We start from the raw sequence: 21913 nt of genomic DNA on the forward strand, positions 1-21913 counted from the left end.
TAGTCAGTGTTTCACAAAAACAATTATTGCCACTTTTGATAAGAAAGTGGCACCCTATATCAATATATTGTGATTTTATTTAATGTCTATTTTGTTAAGTTTGATTTTATAATTCTGTTGGGGTGATTTGTTATATTTCTATATTTTGAGAGTTGTTTTTATATATTCTCTATTGCCGGATTTATTTTGTAGTTAAGTCTGGAGTTGAAGGTTAGGTATGGTGATAATTTTTAGGAAATGAGTTTTAATTAAATTGAATAGGTGGTTGATAATATTGGTTAATTAATGGTGATTTTTGTATAAAATATTAAATGTGTTTAACTTTTTTATTTGTATTTTTTTGTTTTTTGCTGTCATATAATTGAGATAATGATTAATTTAGATCGTTGTTAATAATGAATTAAATAAATGGTTAAATATACCGTTGTTAAGATTGCTTATTGATTTTCTTGATTAAAGTAATTAATTCATAAAGGATGTAAATAATAGTAATAAACTATGAAATAATCATCGATATTGTTTGGTATACAATCCTATTGCCATACTTTGTCAGGAAAAGTAACAGTATATTGGGGCCGAATATATTTAATTCGATAATGACAGTTTCCTGTTTTATTAAATTTGTTTTAACGGTCGATTTTATATTATTTTACTGCTTGTAAATTATCGAATAGGTCGTTTAGTAAAGGGCTATCTCCGGTCATTGAGGAAAATGACGAAAAATGTTTTTACTAATTACATAGAGTTCTTAATGAAAAATTGAATCGATAAATTTAGATTTATTTATCGTCTTGGTGATGTTTAATTCATTAAAATAACAGGCTATTATATAAACCCAATGTTTGTATGTTGCCTGTATAAATAGGCGGTATGTCGTTGATCAATGGGTATGTAGTTTCGATAGGTATATAGTTGATCGATAGGTATATAGTTGATTATGTCCGTTTGGTTTGAATCCAATATATACCCTATGGATTTCAAGATGCATCGCGACGGCAAGGGAATGAATCCCCGGGCGCATAGATAACTATGTGACCGGGGTGAGCGAGTGCAGCCAACAAAGAAGCAACTTGAAAGATAACGGGTATATATACCCTATGGATTTCAAGATGCATCGCGACGGCAAGGGAGTGAATCCCCGGGAGCATAGCGAACTATGTGACCGGGGTGAGCGAGTGCAGCCAACAAAGAGGCAACTTGAAAGATAACGGGTATAAAGTTATTCATTAAATCCTGCCACTAGTTGGTTGGAGTTAAGACAGAGGTTATGGTTATGAATCAAGGTCAATTCTGGCAACGACCAGGAAAAAACAAGCGTTATTTGGCAGTGATTTTGGCTTCTTTGTTGATGCTTTCTGGTTGTGACCAGTCTGATAGCACTGATAGTAATCAATCTGCTCAATCACAGTCCTCAGAAATTCAAAGCGAAAAAGCACCTCAACAATCAAATATTCCACCAAGATCAGTAAAACAGAAAGACGCAGCATCACTGGCTGAATTAGCAAAACGTTATGCCGGTAAACCCGTGAAGATTTTGGATGCTTCTGAAGTTCAGCTTGATGGCGCTAGTGCAATGGTGGTGACATTTTCTGTTCCTTTAGATCCGAATCAGGATTTTGCGCAGAATGTCCGTTTAGTGGATGTCAAGGAGGGTAAACTTGATGGGGCGTGGGAACTGTCAGATAACATGATGGAGCTGCGTTTGCGCCATTTGCCGCCATCTCGTGAGTTGCAGTTGACCGTAGATAAGGGCGTTAAAGGTATCAATGATCGTCAACTCGAAACGGCTTATGAGAAAAACCTGACGACCACGACGATTTCTCCGTCTGTCGGTTTCGCCAGCAAAGGTTCTTTGTTGCCCAGTAAGGTTGCTCAAGGTTTGCCTGTATTGGCTCTGAATGTTAATCGTGTCGATGTTAATTTTTTCAGGATAAAAGAGGCGGAATTACCCGCTTTTATTGCACAGTGGCAATATCGCAACAATATGGGTTCTTGGGAATCTGAAGAGGTGCTCAAAGGTGCGGAACTGGTGTATACCGGCCGTTTCGATTTGAATCCAACACTGAATACTCGCGAAAAATTATTGCTGCCATTAAATAATATTAAAGAGTTACAGAAAGATGGCGTTTATCTGGCGGTGATGCAACAAGCGGGTAAATACACCGACACTAATCCAGCAACAATGTTTACCTTAAGCGACATTGGTGTTTCTATGCACAGCTATCTGGATAAGATGGATGTGTTTACCCAATCTTTGGCGCAAGGTAGCAGCCTGAAAGGGGTGGAAATACGCCTGTTGGATGAGAAAGGGCAGTTATTGTCGAAGGCAACAACGGACGATGATGGACACGTCAGCTTAGAGAAAAATGCGAAAGCAAAACTATTGCTGGCTACGCGTGACCAGCAAACCAGTATGATTGATTTGGTCTCGCCGGCATTGGATCTGTCTGAATTTGATATCTCCGGCCCGCAAGGATACAGCAAACAGTTTTTTGTTTTCGGGCCTCGTGATCTCTATCGTCCAGGTGAGACGTTGATTGTCAATGGCTTGTTGCGTGATGGCGATGGCCGCGCAATAAAAAGTCAGCCAGTTAAAGTGGATGTATTGAAAACCGATGGTCAGGTTGTTCGTAGTTTTGTCTGGCAACCTGATAATGGGTTGTATCAGTATCACTATGCGATCCCTCAGTCAGCGGCTACCGGGCTTTGGTCGTTACGTTTTGATCTGGGCGATAATAAACCTCGTTATTACAAGTTTAATGTAGAAGATTTTATGCCGGAGCGTCTGGCGCTGGAGATTAGCAGTGAGTCGCAACCGGTGATGAAAAACCACAACGTGGATTTCGCGATTAAAGGCCGTTATCTGTATGGCGCGCCTGCTGCATATAATCGTCTGCAAGGGCAATTATTCTTACGTCCGGCTCGTAATGCGGTAGCAAAATTGCCCGGCTATGAGTTTGGCGCGGCTACGGAGGACAATCTTAGCCGCACATTGGATGAGTTTGACTTGGTTTTAGATGATGGCGGTAAAGCCGCGCTTAATGTCAGTGCCGATAACTGGGGTTCAGTCTCTTCGCCGGTAAATGTGATTGTACAGGCCAGTTTGCTTGAATCGGGTGGCCGTCCGGTGACTCGTCGGGTTGAACAGGCCATTTGGCCGACAGAAAAGTTGGTTGGTATTCGTCCGCTGTTTAATCAGAAGGAGGTTTATGACTATCGCATAGGTCGTTACCAAAGCCGTTACAATGTGGATGAAAATTCACTGGCGCAATTTGCGGTGGTGTATGCCGATGCCAATGGAAAAAAATATCCTGCAAAAGATTTAACTGCCCGTCTGGTTTATGAACGCCGTGACTATTATTGGCGTTGGTCGGATGATGAAGGTTGGCAATCAGGCTATGACCAGAAAGATTTGGTGATGGCGGATGAACATATTCAGATTGCTCAAGATGGTACCGCAAAGGTCAGTTTCCCGGTTGATTGGGGGTCGTACCGTGTTGAAGTGGTTAATCCAGAAAATCAATTAGTGACCAGCGTTAATTTCTGGGCTGGTTACTCATGGCAGGACAATACCGGCGGCACAGGGGCTGTTCGTCCTGATCAGGTGAAGTTATCTCTGGATAAACCCGCTTATCAAGTAGGTGAGAAGATAAAACTGCATATGGTCGCGCCACAGGCCGGTAAAGGTTATCTGTTGGTGGAATCCAGCGAAGGGCCGCTTTGGTGGCAAAAAATTGATGTGCCAGTACAAGGTTTGGATGTGGAAGTGCCGGTAAATAAAGAGTGGCGTCGTCATGACCTTTATTTAACCGCTGTGGTAGTACGGCCAGAGGATAAATCCCGTCAGGCAACGCCGAAACGGGCCATTGGCGTGTTGCATCTGCCGTTAGTTGATGAAAATCGTAAGCTGGATTTGACATTATCCGCACCGGAAAAAATGCGGCCGAATCAGAATTTAACCGTTAAAGTCAAGGCGACGCCACAGCAAGGGCGGAAATTACCCAAGCAGGTTAATGTGCTGCTTTCTGCGGTTGATACGGGAGTATTGAATGTCACGAATTTCAAAACCCCGGACCCCTATGAGGCCTTCTTTGGTCGTAAGCGCTACAGTGTTGATCAATATGATGTATATGGTCAGTTGATTGAAGGTGAAGGTCGGCTGGCGAATCTGCGTTTTGGCGGTGATGGTGATGATAGCGCCCTTGATCGTGGCGGTAGGAAACCATTAACCGAAGTTAAGATTATCGCTGAACAAGCACAGCCAGTGACATTGGATGAGAATGGGGAAGGGCAGATCATTTTGCCAATTCCTGATTTCAATGGTGAATTGAGACTGATGGCTCAAGCGTGGAGTGAAGATGAGTTCGGTCGCGGTGAAAGTAAAGTTGTCGTTGCTGCGCCGGTGGTTGCACAGATGGCATTACCTCGCTTTATGGCCGATGGTGATAGTGCATTGTTGTCGTTGGATTTAACTAATTTAACTGAACAGAGACAAGACTTGATCTTGAACTTTGCCGCTAATGACCTGATTAAGTTAGAAGGGGAGGCGAGCAAAGAGATAATACTGGAAAAAGGTAAACGTACCACGGTCGATATTCCGGTCACGGCGCAGCGTGGTGTTGGTCAAGGAGAGATTTCCCTGACGGTTGATGGTCTGAATTTACCCGGTGAGAATCTGAAACAGTATAAAAATAGTTGGCAGATTGGCGTGCGTCCGGCACAGCCAGCGGAAACTGTTCTGTTCGCTAATGTGATTCATCCGGGAGAGGACTGGCAGTTGCCGTCAGATGCCTTATCGGGTTTATCACCAGAAGGAGCCGAGGGGCAGTTGTTACTGAGCAGCCGTCCGCCGTTACAGATTTCACGCTATATTCGTGAATTGTACGCCTATCCGTATGGCTGCCTTGAACAGACAATCAGTGGGCTTTACCCGTCACTTTATTCGAACAAATCAGAGCTAAATAGTTTGGGGGTCATGGCGGAAGATGATAATAAACGCCGGGCAAGCATTGATGAGGGAATTATTCACCTGTTGAGTATGCAGCGTCATGACGGTAGCTTTGCTTTATGGGATAAAACCGGTGATGAAGAGTATTGGTTAACGGCCTATGCCGCCGATTTTCTATTCCGTGCAAGTCAACGAGGCTACAGCGTACCGAAAGAGGTGTTGACTTCTGCCAATAATCGCCTGTTGCGTTATTTACAGGATAAGAGTGTTATTACCTATCCCTACAGCCAGAATCAGGAAGCAATGCGATTCTCGGTTCAGGCTTATGCTGGTTTAGTGCTTGCCAATCAACAGCAAGCGCCATTGGGCGCTTTGAGGCAAGTTTATGAACGCCGTCAGCAAGCCGGCAATGGTTTGTCACTGGTACAACTGGGCGTTGCATTGAAACTGATGGGGGATAACCCCCGAGCAGATGAAGCGGTTCGTTTGGGGATCAGTAAAAACCGTAATGATGATTTAGATTTAGGTGATTACGGTAGCGCCATCCGTGACAACGCAATGATTGTTGCTCTGTTGACTGAAAATAATATGCTGATAAAGGAACGTGACGAAAAATTGCTGGCGCTGTCTGATGAATTGACATCCCGCAATTATTTCTCAACTCAGGAGAGTAATTCACTCTATCTGGCGGGACGTTTCTTTATTGATACCTCGGCGCAACCGTGGAAGGCTGTGATTAATCAGCGGACTTCAATAATAGGTAGGGACAAACCCTATAGTGAGATGCTGTCTCCACAGGATATTCAGCAAGGTGTGAGTATCAGTAACCTTGGTGACAGCACGCTCTATTCACGAGTGAATGTGGTGGGCTACCCACTGCGCTCTCCGAAACCTTACGCTAATGTGCTGAAAATTCAGCGTAGCTATCTGGATATGCAGGGTAATCCGATTTCCATTGACCATCTGAAAAGCGGTGAAATGGTGGTTGTGAAGCTGGTGGTGAGTTCAGATAAACCTGTACAGGATGCTTTGATTGTTGATTTATTGCCCGCCGGTTTGGAGCTGGAAAATCAGAATTTGGCTAACAGTAGTGCCAAGTTGAGTGAGAGCGCCGCTAATCTTCAGGAGTTGATTGGCGATATGCAGCAGGCGACGATTCGTCATATTGAATATCGTGATGATCGATATGTGGCGGCAGTCGCGGTTGATCCATCTCAGCCAGTGACGTTGCTCTATCTGGCTCGCGCGGTAACGCCAGGAATCTACACAATTCCTGCGCCACAGGTGGAATCTATGTATGTGCCTTACTGGCGTGCAGTTGGTTCTACGCCTGAAAAACTGGAAGTTGTCCGCTAAATTTGTCAGCCCTTATGCTCAGGTGTAAGGGCTGATTTCTCATCAGGTATTCATCAATGAAGAAAACGCATCGCCTTATATGGCTGATTGTGCTGTTGTTGTTTCTGATCCCGGCGGGTTTATGGTTGGCAGATAAAATCTGGCCTTTGCCACTGCGTGAAATCAAGATGGCGCGTATTGTCGTGAGTGAGGATGGTACGCCGCTTTGGCGTTTTGCTGATGATGAAGGCGTTTGGCGTTATCCGGTGACGTTGGATCAAGTGTCGCCGGAATATATTCAAGCTTTGCTGACTTATGAAGATCGTTGGTTTTACCAGCATCCAGGGATTAACCCGATTTCTCTGGTCAGGGCTGCCTGGCAGGATATTCGGGCCGGTAAAATTTTATCCGGCGGCAGTACTTTGTCAATGCAGGTAGCCCGGTTGATTGACCCACATTCGCGTACTTTAGGCGGCAAGCTGAAACAGATCTGGCGTACTTTGCAGCTTGAATGGCACTATTCTAAAGATGAAATTCTTGAGATGTATCTAAACCGGGCGCCGTTTGGAGGAACGTTACAAGGTGTCGGCGCGGCGAGTTGGGCGTATTTGGCTAAACCACCCTCTGAACTTTCTGCGGGGGAAGCGGCTTTACTGGCTGTTTTGCCACAGGCCCCTAGCCGTTTAAGGCCAGATCGCTATCCTGAGCGGGCACAGGCTGCTCGTGATAAGGTGCTGCAACGGTTGGCACACTATAAAATCTGGCCGGAACAGACGATTGCTGATATTCGTCAAGAGACGTTGTGGTTGGCTCCTCGGCAGGTGCCGCAGCTTGCCCCGCTTTTTGCCAGACGAATGGCGAAAGGTACTCGTCGGGAGATCATCAAAACAACCCTTGATGTGGGATTACAACGCCAGCTTGAAGATATGGCGGTGAATTGGAAATACCAGTTGCCAGAAAAAACGTCGATTGGCGTGTTAGTGGTTGATCACACCGACATGGCGGTAAAAGCCTATATCGGTTCGCTGGATCTGCGGGATGATAGCCGTTTTGGTCATGTCGATATGATAAGTTCATGGCGTTCGCCGGGATCGACCCTGAAACCGTTTCTGTATGCAATGGCGCTGGATGATGGGTTGATTCATGGGGAATCACTATTGCAGGATGTGCCTCGCCGCTTTGATTATTATCGTCCGGGAAATTTTGACAGCGGCTTTCATGGGCCGGTCAGCGCCAGTGAAGCGTTGGTGCGTTCACTGAATTTACCCGCTGTGCAACTGCTTGAGGCTTACGGCGCTAAGCGGTTTACCGCCAATATGCGTAATGTAGGAACCGTATTGCGTTTTCCTCCCGGCAGTAAACCCAATTTATCATTGATTCTTGGCGGCACGGCAACTCGGATGGATCAACTGGCGGCGGCTTACTCGGCGTTTGCTCGTCAGGGTAAGGTTTCTCCCTTGAGATTCACTCCACAGCAAAAATTGCGTGATCGGCGACTTTTTTCCCCCGGCGCTGCATGGATAGTGAGGCGAATTATGGCAGGGGAAGCTCTGCCGCAACCTGATGATGTTTTGTCGGCACAAGTGCCGCTGGCATGGAAAACTGGTACCAGCTATGGCTATCGTGATGCTTGGGCTATCGGTTTAAATGCGCGTTATACCATCGGTGTTTGGGTTGGTCGGCCAGACGGCACGCCAGTTGTTGGGCAATTTGGCTACGCTACGGCGATTCCCATCATGAATCAGATCAATAACATGTTACTAGCCAATATGCGAAATGGGGCTAAACGAATCCCGGTTGATCCACGTCCAGCAAGTGTTAGTCAGGCAATTATCTGTTGGCCTGGAGGGCAGAGTTTGCCGAAAGGAGAGAATAATTGCCGTCAGAGGCGTCTGAGCTGGATACTGAATAACACTATTCCGCCTACGCTGCCCGCAGTGGGGCAAGAGGCTATTTCAGGCATCAATGAACAAGTGTGGTTGGATAAAAATGGTTTGCGAGTGGCTCCTGATTGTCCCGGCGCTCAGGCTAAAAATATCGCTTTATGGCCGATTACTCTCGAATCATGGTTACCAGCACAAGAGCGGCGGGCGCAGCGTCTGCCTCCGATTAATCCTCAATGTCCACCGTTGAAATCAGATGAAGCGCCGTTGTTGATCGTGGGTATTCGCAACGGAGATGTATTGAAACGGCTCCCCGGTTTTGACAGCCTTGATTTACGTGTTACTACTCAGGGTGGTAGTGGTGGGCAACAATGGTGGTTTCTGAATGGAGAACAGGTAATGACCACAGAGAAGAATCAGGGATTTGTTCAGACATTGACTCAACCGGGTAAATATCAGCTTAGTGTTTTGGATTTGGGTGGACAGGTTGATTCTGTCAATTTTACCTTGAAGTAAACGATTCAGGTAAAAATGTGATTTGTACGAAAAAATGGTAATTTTCGCTAAGAAAAATTTAATGGAATGTTATGTTTTCTGTAGGCAACCGCTATCCATGCCCCTATAATCAACGCCGTTTTTGTCTCCGCTAAGGTTGCGGAATGAGTATTAACCGATTAACTTATCGGGAAAAATTAAAATTATCAGTTGCTGACAGAAGAACCAAGAGGTTATCCATGACGGTTGAACGTACTTTTTCTATTATTAAGCCTAACGCGGTAAAGAAAAATGCCATTGGGGCTATTTATGCTCGTTTTGAAAGCGCCGGGTTTGAAATTATTGCCGCCAAAATGCTTCACTTGACCCGTGAACAGGCTGAGGGCTTCTATGCGGAGCACAAAGGCCGTCCTTTCTTTGATGGTTTGGTGGAATTTATGACTTCTGGTCCGATTATGGTTCAGGTATTGGAAGGCGAGAATGCAGTACAGCGTCACCGCGACCTGATGGGGGCAACTAATCCTGATAATGCATTGGCAGGTACTCTGCGCGCTGATTATGCAGATAGCTTCACTGAAAACGCGGTTCATGGCTCTGATGCGGTTGAATCTGCAAACCGTGAAATTGCCTATTTCTTCACAGAAGATGAAATTTGCCCACGTTAATTGATTTGCCGTTACCCGTAGCATCATTGCATTAAAGTTTGTACAATGCGGCGCCCCGTTGTTAATTCAACGGGGCGCTTATTATTTGTCACTATACTAAACTGATAGTGACCCGAATTGAAACTTCGCGTTGAATTCATTAACGCAGAGCCGAAAGTGTTACAACGAGGCGATATAAAAAAATGTCCCAACCAAATACTGCGGCACAATTTGCTGCTTCTGTCGTGTCCGAAACTCCAGAAAAGAAAGGCGGTAAAATTAACCTGCTTGATCTGAATCGCAAGCAAATGCGCCAGTTTTTCCTTGATATGGGAGAAAAACCATTCCGTGCCGATCAGGTGATGAAGTGGATGTATCACTATTGCTATGATGATTTTGAGCAGATGACGGATATCAATAAAACCCTGCGAGCAAAATTGCAACAAGTTGCAGAGATTCGTGCGCCGGAAGTAGCAGAAGAGCAACGTTCGGCCGATGGGACGATTAAATGGGCGATCACTGTTGGCGATCAGCAGGTTGAAACGGTTTATATCCCGGAAGATGATCGCGCGACTTTGTGTGTCTCTTCTCAAGTGGGCTGTGCACTGGAGTGTAAATTCTGTTCTACTGCTCAACAAGGGTTTAACCGTAATTTGCGGGTTTCTGAAATTATTGGTCAGGTTTGGCGTGCGGCAAAAATTATTGGTTCACTGAAATCCAGTGGTCGCCGCCCGATTACCAATGTGGTGATGATGGGGATGGGAGAACCTCTTCTTAACCTGAATAACGTGGTGCCGGCTATGGAAATCATGATGGATGATTTTGGTTTTGGTTTATCAAAGCGCCGCGTGACGTTATCCACATCCGGTGTGGTGCCGGCACTGGATAAACTTGGCGATATGATCGATGTTGCTTTGGCGATTTCCCTGCATGCGCCGACAGATGATGTGCGGGATGACATTGTTCCTATCAATCGTAAATATAATATCGAGCAGTTCCTTGCCGGTGTACGCCGCTATTTAACTAAATCTAATGCCAATCAGGGACGTGTAACCGTGGAATATGTCATGCTGGATCATATTAATGACAGCGTGGAACAGGCACATCAATTAGCTGAATGTTTGAAAGAGACGCCGAGTAAGATCAATTTGATCCCGTGGAATCCGTTTCCTGGGGCGCCATATGGCCGTAGTTCCAACAGCCGGATTGATCGCTTTGCTAAGGTGTTGATGGAATATGGTTTCACCACGATTGTCCGCAAGACGCGCGGTGATGATATTGATGCCGCATGTGGTCAGCTTGCCGGTGATGTGATTGATCGTACTAAACGTACATTGAAAAAACGTCAGGCGGGTGAACCTATTCAGATAAGCACAGTCTGAATGGGAATGTTGGTATGTCCTGTCATGCAGTAACTGAAATGCAGTAAGTGAAATGATAGTTACAATTGCATATCTTTGGTCGGTGGGGATGGAATGATAAGGAAATCGTTATCGGGAATGACGGTTGTTGCCGTGGTGGTTGCTATGTTGTTGGCAGGATGTTCCAATCAACCAATAAAAGGCAATCAACAGAAAACAGTCGCAGCAGAAACCCGGATTCAACTGGGAATGGCCTATCTGGCTAAAGGTAATTTGCCTGCCGCCAGATATCACTTTGATAAGGTTTTACTGGCAAAGCCAGACCATTATCAGGCTCAATTAGGTATGGCGTTGTATGAGCAATATTCTGGTCAACCGGAAGCTGCCCGTCAACGTTACAAAATGGCGATGCAGTACGCGCCAGGAAATGATACGGTATTGTATCATTACAGCGTTTTTCTCTGTGAGCAGGGGCAGTATGAAGAAGTCAAGACTCTGTTTGCTGGGAGCCATGCTAACAGGCGTGTTTGTTATCAGTGATTTGCCGCTAGTAAAATAGCAAATCTATTTCGCCGCGCAGGCTATTGTGTAATTTAAAGATTATAGCAGGAGCCAGCGCGAAGTTTTTCACAACCTGAACAGAACCGCGTCTTCTTGCTAATGAATACAGAAACGACTCCAGAACAAGCTTATTTAACCGCAGGTCAGCTCCTGCGTCAGGCTCGTGAACAACACGGGCTAACCCAGCAGACTGTAGCTGATCGCTTGTGTTTAAAACTTTCGACTATCCGTGATATTGAAGAGGACAATATTCCAGCCACGATGGTACCGGCTTTCCTGCGTGGTTATGTTCGCTCTTATGCTAAGTTGGTGCAAATTCCAGAAGCAGAAATTCTGGCGATTCTGGATAAGCATACCCCGGCAAAAACAGCGAAAGTTTCACCGATGCAGAGTTTTTCATTGGGTAAAAAACGTAAAAAACGCGAAAGTTGGTTGATGTGGATTACGTGGTTGATTATTTTAGTTGTAATTAGTTTGACGGGAGCATGGTGGTGGCAAAACCATATAGCTCAACAGAAAGAATTGATTTCGATGGCTGATCATTCTGCGGCTAAAATTGCCCAGAAAAAAGGTAGTTCAGTGGATTCGTCCACTGAAAGTCACGATCAGGCGGCACAGTTACCGGCTCGCGAGCAGGCAACAAGCGAGCCGCCAGTATCTGTCGCTTTAGCCGAAAATGCCGTGGTGGCGAATAATACGAGTAGTCATCATCAGGAAGTGACTCAATCTGTGGCGTCAACTCAAAATCAAGTGATGAAAACACCTGGAACTCAATTAGCTGGTAACGGGCCGCAAACTCAGACTGCTCCGTTGCCGGCTAATCAAGGGACAGCTCAGGTACCGAGTGTGTCTGAAAATAATTCAACGGCAGTTGCTGACAGTAATAAGCTGATGATGAATTTTAAAGCATCCTGTTGGCTACAAGTTGTTGATGCAAATGGAAAAAAACTATTTAGTGGAACTAAAAATAAGGGTGACCATCTGAGCCTCTCGGGCTCATTACCTTATGAGTTAACTATCGGTGCTCCGGCTGTTGTGGATGTACAGTTCCGGGGGCAAGTTGTTGATTTAAGCCGCTTTATTAAAGAGAGTCGTATCGCGCGTCTTAAAGTGCCAGCAGCACAATAAAAGCCTGTTGTAGTAGGGCATAGTTGTAGTTTTATCAGTAAACACATGGAAGTATGGGAGAAACACCAATATGCATAATGAATCGCCGATAAAAAGACGCAAATCTACGCGTATTTATGTAGGCAATGTGCCTGTCGGGGATGGTGCGCCAATTGCGGTGCAGTCAATGACAAACACACGTACTACAGATGTGGAAGCGACTGTTAAACAAATTAAATCGCTTGAGCGTGTTGGCGTTGATATTGTTCGCGTATCAATACCAACAATGGATGCCGCAGAAGCATTTAAGTTGATTAAGCAGCAAGCGAGTGTTCCTTTGGTCGCAGATATCCATTTTGATTACCGTATTGCGCTTAAAGTTGCCGAGTATGGTGTCGATTGTCTGCGTATTAACCCTGGTAATATCGGTAGTGAAGCGCGTATCCGTGAGGTTGTGGCTTCTGCCCGTGATAAAAATATCCCAATCCGCATTGGTGTAAATGGCGGATCATTGGAAAAGGATCTTCAGGAAAAATATGGTGAGCCTACCCCAGAAGCGCTGGTGGAATCGGCTATGCGCCATGTGGATATTCTTGACAGACTTAATTTTAACCAGTTTAAAATCAGTGTAAAAGCGTCGGATGTGTTTCTGGCGGTTGGCGCCTATCGCTTGTTAGCTCAGAAGATTGATCAGCCATTGCATCTTGGGATTACCGAGGCGGGCGGCGCCCGTGCAGGCTCTGTAAAATCAGCCATTGGCTTAGGTATCCTCCTGTCAGAAGGTATCGGTGATACCTTGCGTATTTCTCTGGCTGCTGATCCTGTCGAAGAAGTTAAAGTGGGTTTCGACATTCTGAAAGCATTACGTATTCGTTCCCGTGGTATAAACTTTATCGCTTGTCCAACCTGTTCTCGTCAGGAATTTGATGTTATTGGCACAGTTAATGCCTTGGAACAGCGCTTAGAAGATTTACTCACACCGATGGATGTTTCTATTATTGGTTGTGTGGTTAACGGACCCGGTGAGGCGGAGGTTTCTACTTTAGGTGTCACCGGCGCCAGAACGAAAAGTGGTTTTTATGAAGATGGCGTGCGGCAGAGAGAGCGTCTCGACAATGCTGATATGATTGATCAGCTTGAGGCTAAGATTCGTGCTAAAGCGTCAATGCTGGATGAAAATAAGCGTATTGGCATAAGTCAACTGGACAAATAATGTATCTGATACTGGCTTATCATAACGATGAGCCAGCGTTGTTTTGTTTGCTAATTGAAGCTCGTCAGTATTCGCTTCTATAATCAACATCATTTTTGAATCATTAACTAGAGATAAAACGTGGCAAAAAATATCCAAGCTATTCGAGGCATGAATGACTACTTGCCGGCAGATACGGTTATCTGGCAGCGTATCGAAACTATTTTGAAACGGGTACTGGCGGGTTATGGTTATAGCGAGATTCGCACACCGATTGTAGAGCAGACCCCGTTATTTAAACGGGCTATTGGGGAAGTCACTGATGTGGTTGAAAAGGAGATGTATACCTTTGATGATCGCAATGGTGAAAGTGTGACCCTACGCCCTGAAAATACCGCAGGTTGTGTGCGTGCCGGTATTGAACATGGTCTGCTGTACAATCAGGAACAGCGCGTGTGGTATTTAGGGCCAATGTTCCGTTATGAGCGTCCACAAAAAGGCCGTTACCGCCAATTTTATCAGTTAGGCGCTGAGGTTTTTGGTCTTCAAGGGCCTGATATTGATGCCGAACTTATTTTATTGACCGCCCGCTGGTGGCGTGAACTCGGTATTTTTGAGCATGTAACGCTTGAACTGAACTCTATTGGTTCGTTGGCGGCACGCGCTAATTACCGCGAAGCGTTGGTGGCTTTTCTTGAGCAGCACAAAGATAAGTTGGATGAAGATTGCAAACGCCGTATGTACAGCAATCCATTGCGTGTTCTGGATTCAAAAAATCCTGAAGTTCAGCAACTTCTTAATGATGCGCCGGAACTGTTTGATTATCTTGATGCCGAATCAAAGGAACATTTTGATAGCTTGTGTGCGCTTCTTGATGGGGTGGGTATCAATTATCGGATTAATCAGCGTTTAGTTCGTGGTCTGGATTATTATAACCGCACGGTATTTGAATGGGTAACGACGGCGCTTGGGGCGCAAGGGACGGTTTGTGCCGGTGGTCGGTACGATGGGCTGGTTGAGCAAATGGGGGGCCGGCCAACGCCTGCTGTGGGTTTTGCTATGGGGATGGAACGTCTGATTTTGCTGGTGCAGGAAATCAATCCAGCATTTGCCGCGGAGCGGTCAGTTGCAGATGTTTATCTCGCTTCTTTTGGTGAAGGTAGTCAGCAAGCAGCATTGATTTTGGCTGAACAAGTACGTGATACGTTGCCCCAATTGCGTTTAATGATGAACCACGGGGGAGGGAACTTTAAAAAGCAACTGGGGCGTGCGGATAAACAAGGCGCCAAAATTGCACTGATCCTCGGTGAGGATGAAGTTCGTTCTGGTCAGGTAGCCATTAAAGATTTACGTACAGGTGAACAACAAACGTTGCCGCAAAGTGAAATTGCTGTTCGTTTGGCTGAACTGTTAGGTTAAGGAGAGACTCTGTGGAAGTCTATACCAATGAAAACGAACAAGTAGACGCGGTCCGTCGCTTTTTTGCCAATAATGGTAAGGCCCTGGTTTTTGGGCTGGTATTGGGTGCCGGGGCGCTGATTGGCTGGCGTTACTGGCAATCTCATCAGACAAATCAGTTGCAGGAAAGCGCAGAAGCTTTTGAACGGGTAGATCAAGGATTAGTTGCCAGTACAAAAGAGGGTCATGCTGCCGCTGAAAAATTTGCCAGTGAAACTAATAACAGTTATGGCGTGATGGCGCATATGCATTTGGCTCAACTTGCTGTTGAAAAGAATGAGTTAACTAAAGCAGATCAATTTTTATCTGCGGCTGCCGGTCAGGCAAAGAATGAGGATTTGCAGGCTCTGGTGAATATTCGCTTAGCTAGGGTTCAATTGGCGGAAGATAAAGCGGATGCTGCGCTGAAAACATTGGAACAGGTCAAAGGTTCCGGTTGGGTTGCCGTTGCAGAGGATATCCGTGGTGATGCACTGTTGAAAAAAGGCGATATTGCCGGCGCCCGTGCAGCGTATACCAAAGGCTTGAGCTCAGATTCACCACAGGTGATCAAATCGATGTTAAATCTTAAATTGAATAACTTATCCAGCTAAGGGGATTCTTTCAATGCAACTGCGTAAAACACTCCTGGTTGGTTTGGTAGCTTCTGTTCTGCTAGCCGGTTGTTCAAGTGAGCAAGACACGGTAACGATGTCACCATTGCCACAGGTCGAAAATCAATTTAATCCAAGCGAGGTTTGGGATAAATCTGTTGGTGATGGCGTAGGCCGTTATTATTCTCATTTGACGCCAACCTGGCAGGGCTCCGCTGTTTATGTTGCTGATCGTCATGGCATCGTTAAGGCGTTGGACATTGATAGCGGTAAAGAGATATGGTCGGTGAATCTGGCTGAAAAAACGGGTCTCCTCTCTTCTCGTATACCTGCATTGCTCTCTGGTGGTCTGACCGTTGCTGGGGATCATCTCTATGTAGGTACTGAACGTGCTAAAGTTATTGCATTGAATACCAAAGACGGCCAAGTTGCCTGGCAATCTGACGTTGCCGGTGAAGCGTTGTCGCGTCCTGTGGTGAGTGATGGTTTGGTACTGATTCATACCAGTAATGGGATGTTGCAGGCATTAAGTGAGTCAGAGGGTAAAGTGCAGTGGTCCGTTAATTTGGATACGCCATCATTATCATTGCGTGGCGAATCGGCTCCTGCTGTAGCTTACGGCGCTGCCGTCGTCGGTGGGGATAATGGCCGCGTCAACGCCGTCTTGATTTCTCAGGGGCAATTGATTTGGCAACAACGTATTTCTCAGGTAACCAGTTCTACAGAAATTGGTCGTCTTAATGATGTTGATACGACACCGGTTATTTCTGAGGGCGTGATATATGCAATAGCTTATAACGGTAATCTGGTGGCGCTTGATATGCGTTCAGGTCAGATCCTCTGGAAGCGCGATTTGGGTTCAGTGAACGAGATGGTTGTTTCTGGTGATAATATCTATATTGTTGACCAAAACGATCGGGTTATGGGGTTGCGTCAAAGTGATGGCGTCACTTTGTGGACTCAGACAAAATTGCAATACCGTAATTTGACCGCGCCTGAAATGTATAACGGCTATCTGGTTGTCGGTGACAGTGAAGGTTATCTGCACTGGCTGAATATGGATGATGGCAAGTTCGTTGCCCAGCATAAAGTCGATAGTTCCGGTCTAATGAGCCGTCCGGTTGTCGCCAGTGATAAACTGATGGTACAGGCGAAAGACGGTACGGTTTATCTGTTTACCCGTTGAGTATTGCTTACTGCCTGTTTATCGGAATATAAAGTAAAGCGTTAGTATAGTATTAATTATAGTACAGTCCCACGGCTCCTGGAGAGAACAGGAGCCGTTTCGTCTTTTTAGTGTTCTGTTGTTGATGAACAGCAGAATACTAATTTCAAATTAAGTCATGAGGCATCAACAAATGATACCTGTCGTCGCTCTGGTAGGGCGCCCCAATGTGGGTAAGTCCACATTATTTAACCGTTTAACCCGTACAAGAGATGCGCTGGTAGCGGATTTTCCAGGTCTGACTCGCGACCGCAAATATGGTCGAGCTGAGGTTGAAGGGCAGGAGTTTATCATCATTGATACCGGTGGTATCGATGGCGTCGAAGAGGGTGTAGAAACCCATATGGCAGCTCAATCTTTGATGGCGATTGAAGAGGCCGATATTGTTCTGTTTATGGTAGATGCTCGTGCCGGATTGATGCCGGCAGATCACGCGATAGCAAAACATCTACGTAGCCGTGAAAGAGCCACTTTTTTGGTCGCAAATAAAACCGACGGTGTTGATATTGATACCGCTGTTGCTGAATTTTATTCCCTCGGATTGGGGGATATCTACTCTATCGCTGCTTCTCATGGTCGCGGCGTCACCCAACTTATTGAACGAGTACTGTTACCTTTTTCTGGTAAAGGCGAAGAAGACGAAGTTGAGCTGACTGAGGAAGAAGCCAATGCAGCTTATTGGGCAGAGCAGGAACAGAATGAAATTGAGATGGTAGAAGAAGAGGAGGATTTTGATCCATCAACTTTGCCATTGAAATTAGCCATTGTCGGTAAACCAAATGTGGGTAAGTCTACGTTGACTAACCGTATCTTGGGTGAAGAGAGGGTTGTGGTTTACGACATGCCTGGCACGACCCGCGACAGTATTTATATTCCAATGGAGCGCAATGGCCGTGAATATATCCTTATTGATACCGCAGGGGTACGTAAGCGAGGTAAGATCACTGAAACGGTTGAAAAATTTTCAGTCATCAAAACCCTTCAAGCGATTGAAGATGCTAACGTTGTATTGCTAGTGATCGATGCGCGAGAGGGCATTTCCGATCAAGATTTGTCGTTATTGGGTTTTATTCTTAATAGCGGGCGCTCATTGGTCATTGCGGTCAATAAGTGGGATGGCATGTCGCAAGAAGATAAAGAGCGTGTGAAAGAGATGCTGGATTATCGTCTTGGTTTTGTTGACTTTGCCAGAGTTCATTTTATCTCTGCTCTGCATGGTAGTGGGGTGGGGAATCTGTTTGACTCGATTCTTGAGGCTTATGATTGCGCTACTCGTCGTGTCAATACTTCACTGCTAACCCGTATCATGCATATGGCGGAAGAAGATCATCAACCGCCGATGATCCGTGGTCGCAGGGTGAAAATGAAATATGCTCATGCTGGTGGTTATAATCCGCCAATCGTTGTGATCCACGGTAATCAGGTAACCGATTTGCCTGATTCTTATAAGCGTTACCTGATGAACTATTTCCGTCGATCTCTGAAAGTGATGGGGACGCCGATTCGGATTCAGTTTAAAGAAGGGGCAAATCCTTATGCCGATAAACGTAATACGTTGACGCCAAATCAAATGCGTAAGCGTAAACGTCTGATGGCGCATCTGAAAAAGCGTTAATGCTAAATTGTAAGAAAAAAGGGTGGTGATTAACCACCCTTATTGTCGGCATTCCATACCTGAGTAATGATTTCTGGTGCATCAGGCTCTGGAAGGGTGAAGTGGTATTCTTCATTTCCATTGGCAATACTGAGCAGGTAATAATGTTGGTCAGGATTTGGTGATGGTGGCATAGAATCAGAAAAATCTTGTTCTATGGCTTGAAGAAATAATTGCTGTTGGTGCGGAGACAATGATTTTAAATTCACTGTTTTATCTTGGTTAAGGTTAGGTGTAGTGGCAAATCCTCCTTGTAGAGAAATTGTGATTTTACTATCAGTTGTGAGTTTCAGAGTTTTATTATTCATGATATACCAATTTTTTACGGTTATTTTTTAGGTCTCTTTAGTATAGCGTGAAATTCGGCGTTAACAATTTTGGCATCTTCTATTAGATGTATTTTTTACAAGTCAGGTATTACAAATAATAAAATATCGCTGGCGTTAAACCAGCGATATATTTATAGATTAATCTTCAGTTTTGTCCTTATTCGCCGCCTTTTTCTTCCTTATCGCCGCCTTTATCCCCCTTATCGCCGCCTTTATCTTCCTTATCGCCGCCTTTATCGTCTTTGTCGCCGCCTTTATCTCCCTTATCGCCGCCTTTATCTCCCTTATCGCCGCCTTTATCGCCCTTGTCGCCGCCTTTATCATCCTTGTCACCGCCCTTATCGTCTTTATCTTCCTTCACTTTAACGCCCACTTCTTTCCAGCTATCAATTGTCGCTTTTTCAACATCCTCATCAAATAACTCACGAGCATGTTTAATTGTTAATTTAGCGAAGGATACGAAGTTAGCATCACGTGCAAGATCTTTATCCAACAATGTGTTGTACCATATTTTTCCTGCTTTCTCCCAGGCATATCCACCTAATTTTGTCGCCAGATTATAGAAGGCTTTATTAGGAATACCTGAATTAATATGAACTCCACCATTGTCTCTATAAATCGGCAGATCTTTATAATTATCCATATGACCAGGCTGTGGATCTTTACCGAGAGCTTCATCATCATATGCGCTGCCGGGGTTTTTCATTGAACGAATCCCTACACCTTTAATATCTTTGCCCAGTAACCCACTACCTATAATCCAATCTGCTTCGTCAGCTTTTTGTTTTAGATAATGTTGTTTTACTAATGAGCCAAAAACATCTGCTATTGATTCATTTAATGCTCCAGACTGGAAGAAATAGACCAGATCCGCTGTTTTCTCAATAACGCCATGAGATAATTCATGGCCTATCACATCAATAGATGTCGTGAAATCATTGAAGGTTTTGCCATCTCCGTCGCCAAATACCATTTGTCCGTTGCCCCAGAATGCATTCATATACTCTTCGCCATAATGCACGGAGGCAATTAATTTCATTCCTTTATCATCTAATGAATTGCGATTGAAAACTTCTTTATAGAAATTATAAGTTGCTTCTAAATATCTATATGCGTTATCAACTGATTTATCTCCGTTATCTGGATCTCCTTCATCTCGTACTAATTTTCCTGGCAACTTGCGTTTATTTTCTGCATCGTGAATAGAACGATGTATAGTGGTATTGGTAACTTTATCGTCATCGCCGGAATCATCGGAAGATTCTCTAATAACATTGTCCAACATTAAACTCTGAGTGTGATTTAATGTCATTAATACTTTCTTCTTTTCATTGTCATTATTATAAATATTTTGAAGAATGTACGGCGGTATTACGCCTCTGTAGTTATTGTTTTGTATTTGCATAAAATATCTCCTGGAATAAATTTTTAGTTATTAATTAGAGGTACTCTTTAGGTACGGATTCATATTAAACACGTTTCCAGCAGATAGTCATCAGGTCCAACCTGCTTCTTTTATGTTAAGGGGTTGTTAACAATTTGTTAATGTTTTTTATGTGAGGGATTCTTGCATTGGCTGTAATAAAAATATAAATAGTTAGGAATAGTTTTTTATAATATTCCTAACATGATAAAAAATCATATCCAGTTTTTTACTGGTAGAAAGTCGATATATAAAGCGGCTTCCGCAGAGCCAGGTTCAGGGTGATAATCATATTCCCAGCGTACTAATGGCGGCATGGACATTAAGATAGATTCTGTTCGTCCTCCACTTTGTAATCCAAATAGGGTTCCTCTGTCCCAAACGAGGTTAAATTCTACATAACGACCACGGCGATATAGTTGAAATTGCCGTTCACGTTCACTCCATAATATCTCCTTCCTTTTTTCCACAATAGGTAGATAGGCAGAAAGGAAACCTTTACCTATATCTTGAGTAAGATTAAAACAATGTTCAAAGTCAGGCGTATTTAAGTCGTCATAGAATAAGCCGCCAATTCCGCGGGCTTCATTACGATGTTTAATATAGAAATAATTATCACACCATTCTTTATATTTTGGATAAACATTTTCTCCATAGGGGCGACATATATTTCTGGCGGTAGTGTGCCAATGAATAGCATCTTCCTTAAAACCATAATAAGGCGTTAAATCAAAACCTCCGCCGAACCACCATACTGGCGCTTCACCTTCTTTTTCTGCAATAAAGAACCGAACGTTAGCATGACTGGTTGGTATATAGGGATTCAACGGGTGGATAACCAGAGAGACGCCCATTGCCTGATAATGACGTCCGGCCAATTCAGGACGGTGAGCTGTTGCTGATAAGGGAAGCATGTCTCCTGATACATGAGAGAAATTAGCGCCTGCTTGCTCGAATATCGTGCCTTCTTTCATAATTCGGCTACGGCCTCCGCCGCCTTCTTCTCGTTGCCAGCACTGCTCAGTAAATTTCGCTTTGCCATCTGTCTGTTCCAGTTGTTGGCAAATTTCATCCTGTAATGAAAGGAAAAAAGACTTAATTTGATTAATATTTGGTGTATTCATGATTCTTTTCCCATTATGGTATGGTGAGCGTTATATTATAGCCATTCGTAGAAGAGAACGCATTTTCGTATTGATTCCGGTGTTAAAGCAGAGATAATGAGAAAATCATTATTGCAATAAAAACAGGTTGGTTTAGGGATGGAAATTCGGGTATTTCGACAAGATGATTTTGAAGAAGTGATCACCTTATGGGAACGCTGCGATTTACTTAATCCTGGTGTTGATCCTGAAGTGGATATCGAGCGTAAATTGACTCATGATCCTGACCTGTTTTTAGTCGCGGAAGTGGCTGGTGAAGTGGTTGGGACGATTATGGGGGGCTATGATGGTCATCGTGGTTCAGCTTATTATTTGGGAGTTCATCCTGAATTTCGCGGTAGGGGAATTGCGAATGCATTAATTGCCCGATTGGAGAAGAAATTGATTGCCCGTGGTTGCCCAAAAATAGTTCTTATTGTTCCTGAAGATAATGATGCCACTATCTATATGTGCGAAAAACTGGAATATGAGGATCGTCATCAAGAGAGTGTTATTTTCAGTAAACGTTTGATTGGTGATCAGGAATATTGAGTTTAGATATG

The 21913-nt window shown here is 44.5% G+C and carries 15 protein-coding genes and 1 pseudogene; 12 read left to right on the forward strand and 4 right to left on the reverse strand.

The features are described 5' to 3' along the window. Positions 1-1104: 1104 nt before the first annotated feature. Positions 1105-1227 carry a hypothetical protein gene (locus V2H77_RS23310; protein WP_265378374.1) on the reverse strand — a complete coding sequence of 41 codons (123 nt, stop codon included), beginning with the start codon at positions 1225-1227 and terminating at the stop codon, positions 1105-1107. Between the two features lie 46 nt (positions 1228-1273). Here V2H77_RS23310 and V2H77_RS23315 point away from each other — a divergent pair, with 46 nt between their 5' ends. The 11 genes from V2H77_RS23315 to der all read left to right on the forward strand — a co-directional run bounded on the left by V2H77_RS23315 (position 1274) and on the right by der (position 18417). Next, positions 1274-6304 (forward strand): alpha-2-macroglobulin family protein, encoded by a 5031-nt coding sequence (locus V2H77_RS23315; RefSeq protein ID WP_341500663.1) that lies wholly within the window; start codon positions 1274-1276, stop codon positions 6302-6304. A gap of 56 nt (positions 6305-6360) precedes the next feature. Beyond that, a complete protein-coding gene (gene pbpC, locus V2H77_RS23320) occupies positions 6361-8682 on the forward strand; it encodes a peptidoglycan glycosyltransferase PbpC (protein WP_341500664.1) in 2322 nt (773 codons plus the stop codon). Positions 8683-8900: 218 nt separating this feature from the next. Further along, positions 8901-9326, forward strand: coding sequence for a nucleoside-diphosphate kinase (ndk, locus tag V2H77_RS23325; RefSeq protein WP_046397558.1), 426 nt, complete (start codon positions 8901-8903; stop codon positions 9324-9326). A 182-nt stretch (positions 9327-9508) separates the two neighbouring features. Then, complete coding sequence (locus V2H77_RS23330; RefSeq protein ID WP_341500665.1) at positions 9509-10687, forward strand: bifunctional tRNA (adenosine(37)-C2)-methyltransferase TrmG/ribosomal RNA large subunit methyltransferase RlmN; 1179 nt, start codon at positions 9509-9511, stop codon at positions 10685-10687. A 93-nt stretch (positions 10688-10780) separates the two neighbouring features. Beyond that, a complete protein-coding gene (locus tag V2H77_RS23335; protein ID WP_341500666.1) occupies positions 10781-11206 on the forward strand; it encodes a tetratricopeptide repeat protein in 426 nt (141 codons plus the stop codon). A 120-nt stretch (positions 11207-11326) separates the two neighbouring features. Then, positions 11327-12355, forward strand: a complete 1029-nt coding sequence (gene rodZ / locus V2H77_RS23340; protein WP_341500667.1) for a cytoskeleton protein RodZ — start codon at positions 11327-11329, stop codon at positions 12353-12355. Between the two features lie 70 nt (positions 12356-12425). Then, positions 12426-13547 carry a flavodoxin-dependent (E)-4-hydroxy-3-methylbut-2-enyl-diphosphate synthase gene (ispG, locus tag V2H77_RS23345; RefSeq protein WP_341500668.1) on the forward strand — a complete coding sequence of 374 codons (1122 nt, stop codon included), beginning with the start codon at positions 12426-12428 and terminating at the stop codon, positions 13545-13547. Between the two features lie 120 nt (positions 13548-13667). Further along, positions 13668-14945, forward strand: coding sequence for a histidine--tRNA ligase (gene hisS / locus V2H77_RS23350; protein WP_341500669.1), 1278 nt, complete (start codon positions 13668-13670; stop codon positions 14943-14945). 11 nt (positions 14946-14956) lie between these two features. Next, positions 14957-15577: a YfgM family protein gene (locus V2H77_RS23355; protein ID WP_341500670.1), complete on the forward strand. Its 621-nt coding sequence runs from the start codon at positions 14957-14959 to the stop codon at positions 15575-15577. A gap of 13 nt (positions 15578-15590) precedes the next feature. Further along, a complete protein-coding gene (gene bamB / locus V2H77_RS23360; RefSeq protein WP_341500671.1) occupies positions 15591-16763 on the forward strand; it encodes an outer membrane protein assembly factor BamB in 1173 nt (390 codons plus the stop codon). A 172-nt stretch (positions 16764-16935) separates the two neighbouring features. Continuing rightward, entirely contained in the window at positions 16936-18417 is a 1482-nt protein-coding gene (gene der / locus V2H77_RS23365) for a ribosome biogenesis GTPase Der (protein WP_341500672.1), read from the forward strand. A gap of 29 nt (positions 18418-18446) precedes the next feature. On the opposite strand, the gene V2H77_RS23370 is transcribed toward der, so the two are convergent. From V2H77_RS23370 to hemF, 3 genes and pseudogenes are all read right to left on the reverse strand, one after another. After that, a complete protein-coding gene (locus tag V2H77_RS23370) occupies positions 18447-18764 on the reverse strand; it encodes a protealysin inhibitor emfourin (protein ID WP_088372475.1) in 318 nt (105 codons plus the stop codon). Between the two features lie 343 nt (positions 18765-19107). After that, positions 19108-20190, reverse strand: a pseudogene (prtS, locus tag V2H77_RS23375) (metalloprotease PrtS); the annotation flags it as partial. A 233-nt stretch (positions 20191-20423) separates the two neighbouring features. After that, positions 20424-21332: an oxygen-dependent coproporphyrinogen oxidase gene (hemF, locus tag V2H77_RS23380; protein ID WP_341500673.1), complete on the reverse strand. Its 909-nt coding sequence runs from the start codon at positions 21330-21332 to the stop codon at positions 20424-20426. Positions 21333-21470: 138 nt separating this feature from the next. On the opposite strand from hemF, the gene V2H77_RS23385 reads away from it, so the two are divergent. Then, on the forward strand, positions 21471-21902 hold the full coding sequence (locus tag V2H77_RS23385) for a GNAT family acetyltransferase (RefSeq protein ID WP_341500674.1): 432 nt from the start codon (positions 21471-21473) through the stop codon (positions 21900-21902). Positions 21903-21913 lie beyond the last annotated feature (11 nt).

Origin of the sequence: Photorhabdus sp. P32 (assembly GCF_038085095.1) — a bacterium.
Classification (GTDB): domain Bacteria; phylum Pseudomonadota; class Gammaproteobacteria; order Enterobacterales; family Enterobacteriaceae; genus Photorhabdus; species Photorhabdus luminescens.